This is a genomic window from Kitasatospora purpeofusca (genome assembly GCF_034043715.1).
GTDB lineage: Bacteria > Actinomycetota > Actinomycetes > Streptomycetales > Streptomycetaceae > Kitasatospora > Kitasatospora purpeofusca_A.
In genome coordinates this window covers 1-5,246 of the sequence record NZ_JAXCLC010000147.1, presented here as the reverse complement: position 1 = coordinate 5,246, position 5,246 = coordinate 1, and the positions used below count along the sequence as shown (strand labels likewise).

At 57.6% G+C, this 5,246-nt stretch carries 3 rRNA genes; all 3 read left to right on the top strand.

Annotated features, from left to right (window positions below):
* Positions 1-118 precede the first annotated feature (118 nt).
* The 3 genes from SM793_RS36180 (at position 119) to rrf (ending at position 5,246) form a co-directional block, all read left to right on the top strand.
* A 16S ribosomal RNA gene (locus SM793_RS36180) occupies positions 119-1,642 on the top strand.
* A 272-nt stretch (positions 1,643-1,914) separates the two neighbouring features.
* Positions 1,915-5,038 (top strand): 23S ribosomal RNA (locus SM793_RS36175).
* A 91-nt stretch (positions 5,039-5,129) separates the two neighbouring features.
* Positions 5,130-5,246, top strand: a 5S ribosomal RNA gene (gene rrf / locus SM793_RS36170).
* The 16S, 23S and 5S rRNA genes sit together here, the layout of an rRNA operon.

Below are 5,246 nucleotides of genomic sequence, written 5' to 3'. Positions count from 1 at the left end.
CGGGGTTGGAGATTCCTTTATGAAGTAAAACACTAGCGAGGACGCAGTGCGCGGGGCCGCCTATTCCGGTGGTTGCCGTGCCGCTCAACGCGAGTGGGCACCCGATTACGGGTAATCATTCACGGAGAGTTTGATCCTGGCTCAGGACGAACGCTGGCGGCGTGCTTAACACATGCAAGTCGAACGGTGAAGCCCTTCGGGGTGGATCAGTGGCGAACGGGTGAGTAACACGTGGGCAATCTGCCCTGCACTCTGGGACAAGCCCTGGAAACGGGGTCTAATACCGGATATGACCTGGGACCGCATGGTTTCGGGTGTAAAGCTCCGGCGGTGCAGGATGAGCCCGCGGCCTATCAGCTTGTTGGTGGGGTAATGGCCTACCAAGGCGACGACGGGTAGCCGGCCTGAGAGGGCGACCGGCCACACTGGGACTGAGACACGGCCCAGACTCCTACGGGAGGCAGCAGTGGGGAATATTGCACAATGGGCGAAAGCCTGATGCAGCGACGCCGCGTGAGGGATGACGGCCTTCGGGTTGTAAACCTCTTTCAGCAGGGAAGAAGCGCAAGTGACGGTACCTGCAGAAGAAGCACCGGCTAACTACGTGCCAGCAGCCGCGGTAATACGTAGGGTGCGAGCGTTGTCCGGAATTATTGGGCGTAAAGAGCTCGTAGGCGGCCTGTCGCGTCGGATGTGAAAGCCCGGGGCTCAACCCCGGGTCTGCATTCGATACGGGCAGGCTAGAGTGTGGTAGGGGAGATCGGAATTCCTGGTGTAGCGGTGAAATGCGCAGATATCAGGAGGAACACCGGTGGCGAAGGCGGATCTCTGGGCCATTACTGACGCTGAGGAGCGAAAGCGTGGGGAGCGAACAGGATTAGATACCCTGGTAGTCCACGCCGTAAACGTTGGGAACTAGGTGTTGGCGACATTCCACGTCGTCGGTGCCGCAGCTAACGCATTAAGTTCCCCGCCTGGGGAGTACGGCCGCAAGGCTAAAACTCAAAGGAATTGACGGGGGCCCGCACAAGCAGCGGAGCATGTGGCTTAATTCGACGCAACGCGAAGAACCTTACCAAGGCTTGACATATACCGGAAACGGCTAGAGATAGTCGCCCCCTTGTGGTCGGTATACAGGTGGTGCATGGTTGTCGTCAGCTCGTGTCGTGAGATGTTGGGTTAAGTCCCGCAACGAGCGCAACCCTTGTTCTGTGTTGCCAGCATGCCTTTCGGGGTGATGGGGACTCACAGGAGACTGCCGGGGTCAACTCGGAGGAAGGTGGGGACGACGTCAAATCATCATGCCCCTTATGTCTTGGGCTGCACACGTGCTACAATGGTCGGTACAAAGGGCTGCGATGCCGCGAGGCGGAGCGAATCCCAAAAAGCCGGCCTCAGTTCGGATTGGGGTCTGCAACTCGACCCCATGAAGTTGGAGTTGCTAGTAATCGCAGATCAGCATGCTGCGGTGAATACGTTCCCGGGCCTTGTACACACCGCCCGTCACGTCACGAAAGTCGGTAACACCCGAAGCCGGTGGCCTAACCCGTAAGGGGAGGAGCCGTCGAAGGTGGGACCAGCGATTGGGACGAAGTCGTAACAAGGTAGCCGTACCGGAAGGTGCGGCTGGATCACCTCCTTTCTAAGGAGCAATATGCCGGTTGCAGGCGAATGTCCTGCACGGTTGCTCATGGGTGGAACGTTGACTATTCGGCACACTGGGCATGGGTCCTGTTAGTACTGCTTCGGCGTGGAAAACAGAACACTGGCTGGTGTGTCGGGCACGTTGTTGGGTCCTGAGGGAACGGAAACGTTACCTCGGTGATGCCGGTCCCATGCGGGCGGTCCTTTGGATCGTTGCGGGTGGGTGTCTGGTCGTTGTTTGAGAACTGCACAGTGGACGCGAGCATCTGTGGCCAAGTTTTTAAGGGCGCACGGTGGATGCCTTGGCACCAGGAACCGATGAAGGACGTGGGAGGCCACGATAGTCCCCGGGGAGCCGTCAACCAGGCTTTGATCCGGGGGTTTCCGAATGGGGAAACCCGGCAGTCGTCATGGGCTGTCACCCATACCTGAACACATAGGGTATGTGGAGGGAACGCGGGGAAGTGAAACATCTCAGTACCCGCAGGAAGAGAAAACAACCGTGATTCCGGGAGTAGTGGCGAGCGAAACCGGATGAGGCTAAACCATGGGCGTGTGAGACCCGGCAGGGGTTGCGCTTGTGGGGTCGTGGGATTTTTCTTGATCGGTCTGCCGGCCGGTCGGCGAGTCAGAAACCGTATGGGTAGTCGAAGGACATGCGAAAGGTCCGGCGTAGAGGGTAAGACCCCCGTAGACGAAATCTGTACGGCTCGTTTGAAGAACTCCCAAGTAGCACGGGGCCCGAGAAATCCCGTGTGAATCTGGCGGGACCACCCGCTAAGCCTAAATATTCCCTGGTGACCGATAGCGGATAGTACCGTGAGGGAATGGTGAAAAGTACCGCGGGAGCGGAGTGAAATAGTACCTGAAACCGTGTGCCTACAAGCCGTGGGAGCGTCGGACATGCAGCTTGCTGTGTGTCTCGTGACTGCGTGCCTTTTGAAGAATGAGCCTGCGAGTTTGCGGTGTGTAGCGAGGTTAACCCGTGTGGGGTAGCCGTAGCGAAAGCGAGTCCGAATAGGGCGACCGTAGTTGCATGCCCAAGACCCGAAGCGGAGTGATCTAGCCATGGGCAGGTTGAAGCGGAGGTAAGACTTCGTGGAGGACCGAACCCACCAGGGTTGAAAACCTGGGGGATGACCTGTGGTTAGGGGTGAAAGGCCAATCAAACTCCGTGATAGCTGGTTCTCCCCGAAATGCATTTAGGTGCAGCGTCACGTGTTTCTTGCCGGAGGTAGAGCACTGGATAGGCGATGGGCCTCAACGGGTTACTGACCTTAGCCAAACTCCGAATGCCGGTAAGTGAGAGCGTGGCAGTGAGACTGTGGGGGATAAGCTCCATGGTCGAGAGGGAAACAGCCCAGAACACCGACTAAGGTCCCTAAGCGTGTGCTAAGTGGGAAAGGATGTGGAGTCGCAGAGACAACCAGGAGGTTGGCTTAGAAGCAGCCACCCTTGAAAGAGTGCGTAATAGCTCACTGGTCAAGTGATTCCGCGCCGACAATGTAGCGGGGCTCAAGCACATCACCGAAGTCGTGTCATTGCAGCATATAGGGCCAACGCCTGCTGTGATGGGTAGGGGAGCGTCGTGTGCCGGGTGAAGCGGCGGTGGAAACCAGTCGTGGACGGTACACGAGTGAGAATGCAGGCATGAGTAGCGATACAAGAGTGGGAAACTCTTGCGCCGATTGACCAAGGGTTCCTGGGTCAAGCTGATCTGCCCAGGGTAAGTCGGGACCTAAGGCGAGGCCGACAGGCGTAGTCGATGGACAACGGGTTGATATTCCCGTACCCGCTTTGAAGCGCCAACGCTGAACCAGGTGATGCTAAAGCCGTGAAGCCGGCCCGGAGTCTTCGGACAAAGGGACGTGGTGGAGCCGCTGATCCAAGTCTGTATTAGGTGAGCGATGGGGTGACGCAGGAAGGTAGTCCAGCCCGGGCGGTGGTTGTCCCGGGGTAAGGGTGTAGGCCGAGTGATAGGCAAATCCGTCACTCATTAAGGCTGAGACCTGATGCCGAGCCGATTGTGGTGAAGTGGATGATCCTATGCTGTCGAGAAAAGCCTCTAGCGAGTTTCATGGCGGCCCGTACCCCAAACCGACTCAGGTGGTCAGGTAGAGAATACCGAGGCGTTCGGGTGAACTATGGTTAAGGAACTCGGCAAAATGCCCCCGTAACTTCGGGAGAAGGGGGGCCATTCCTGGTGACGGCACTTGCTGCCTGAGCTGGGGGTGGCCGCAGAGACCAGCGAGAAGCGACTGTTTACTAAAAACACAGGTCCGTGCGAAGCCGTAAGGCGATGTATACGGACTGACGCCTGCCCGGTGCTGGAACGTTAAGGGGACCGGTTAGCTTGGATTCGTCCAGGCGAAGCTGAGAACTTAAGCGCCAGTAAACGGCGGTGGTAACTATAACCATCCTAAGGTAGCGAAATTCCTTGTCGGGTAAGTTCCGACCTGCACGAATGGCGTAACGACTTCTCGACTGTCTCAACCATAGGCCCGGTGAAATTGCATTACGAGTAAAGATGCTCGTTTCGCGCAGCAGGACGGAAAGACCCCGGGACCTTTACTATAGCTTGATATTGGTGTTCGGTTCGGCTTGTGTAGGATAGGTGGGAGACTTTGAAGCTGTGACGCCAGTCATGGTGGAGTCGTCGTTGAAATACCACTCTGGTCGTGCTGGATGTCTAACCTGGGTCCGTGATCCGGATCAGGGACAGTGTCTGGTGGGTAGTTTAACTGGGGCGGTTGCCTCCTAAAGAGTAACGGAGGCGCCCAAAGGTTCCCTCAGCCTGGTTGGCAATCAGGTGTTGAGTGTAAGTGCACAAGGGAGCTTGACTGTGAGACTGACGGGTCGAGCAGGGACGAAAGTCGGGACTAGTGATCCGGCGGTGGCTTGTGGAAGCGCCGTCGCTCAACGGATAAAAGGTACCCCGGGGATAACAGGCTGATCTTCCCCAAGAGTCCATATCGACGGGATGGTTTGGCACCTCGATGTCGGCTCGTCGCATCCTGGGGCTGGAGTAGGTCCCAAGGGTTGGGCTGTTCGCCCATTAAAGCGGTACGCGAGCTGGGTTTAGAACGTCGTGAGACAGTTCGGTCCCTATCCGCTGTGCGCGTAGGAGTGTTGAGAAGGGCTGTCCCTAGTACGAGAGGACCGGGACGGACGAACCTCTGGTGTGCCAGTTGTCCTGCCAAGGGCATGGCTGGTTGGCTACGTTCGGGAGGGATAACCGCTGAAAGCATCTAAGCGGGAAGCCTGCTTCGAGATGAGCACTCCCACCTCCTTGAGAGGGTAAGGCTCCCAGTAGACGACTGGGTTGATAGGCCGGATATGGAAGCCCTGTGAGGGGTGGAGTTGACCGGTACTAATAGGCCGAGGGCTTGTCCTCAGTTGCTCGCGTCCACTGTGTTGTTCTGAAACAACGACCCCCATTTCCCCCTTTGGCCGGGGTGTGGGTGCGGTTGACAGTTTCATAGTGTTTCGGTGGTCATAGCGTGAGGGAAACGCCCGGTTACATTCCGAACCCGGAAGCTAAGCCTCACAGCGCCGATGGTACTGCAGGGGGGACCCTGTGGGAGAGTAGGACGCCGCCGAAC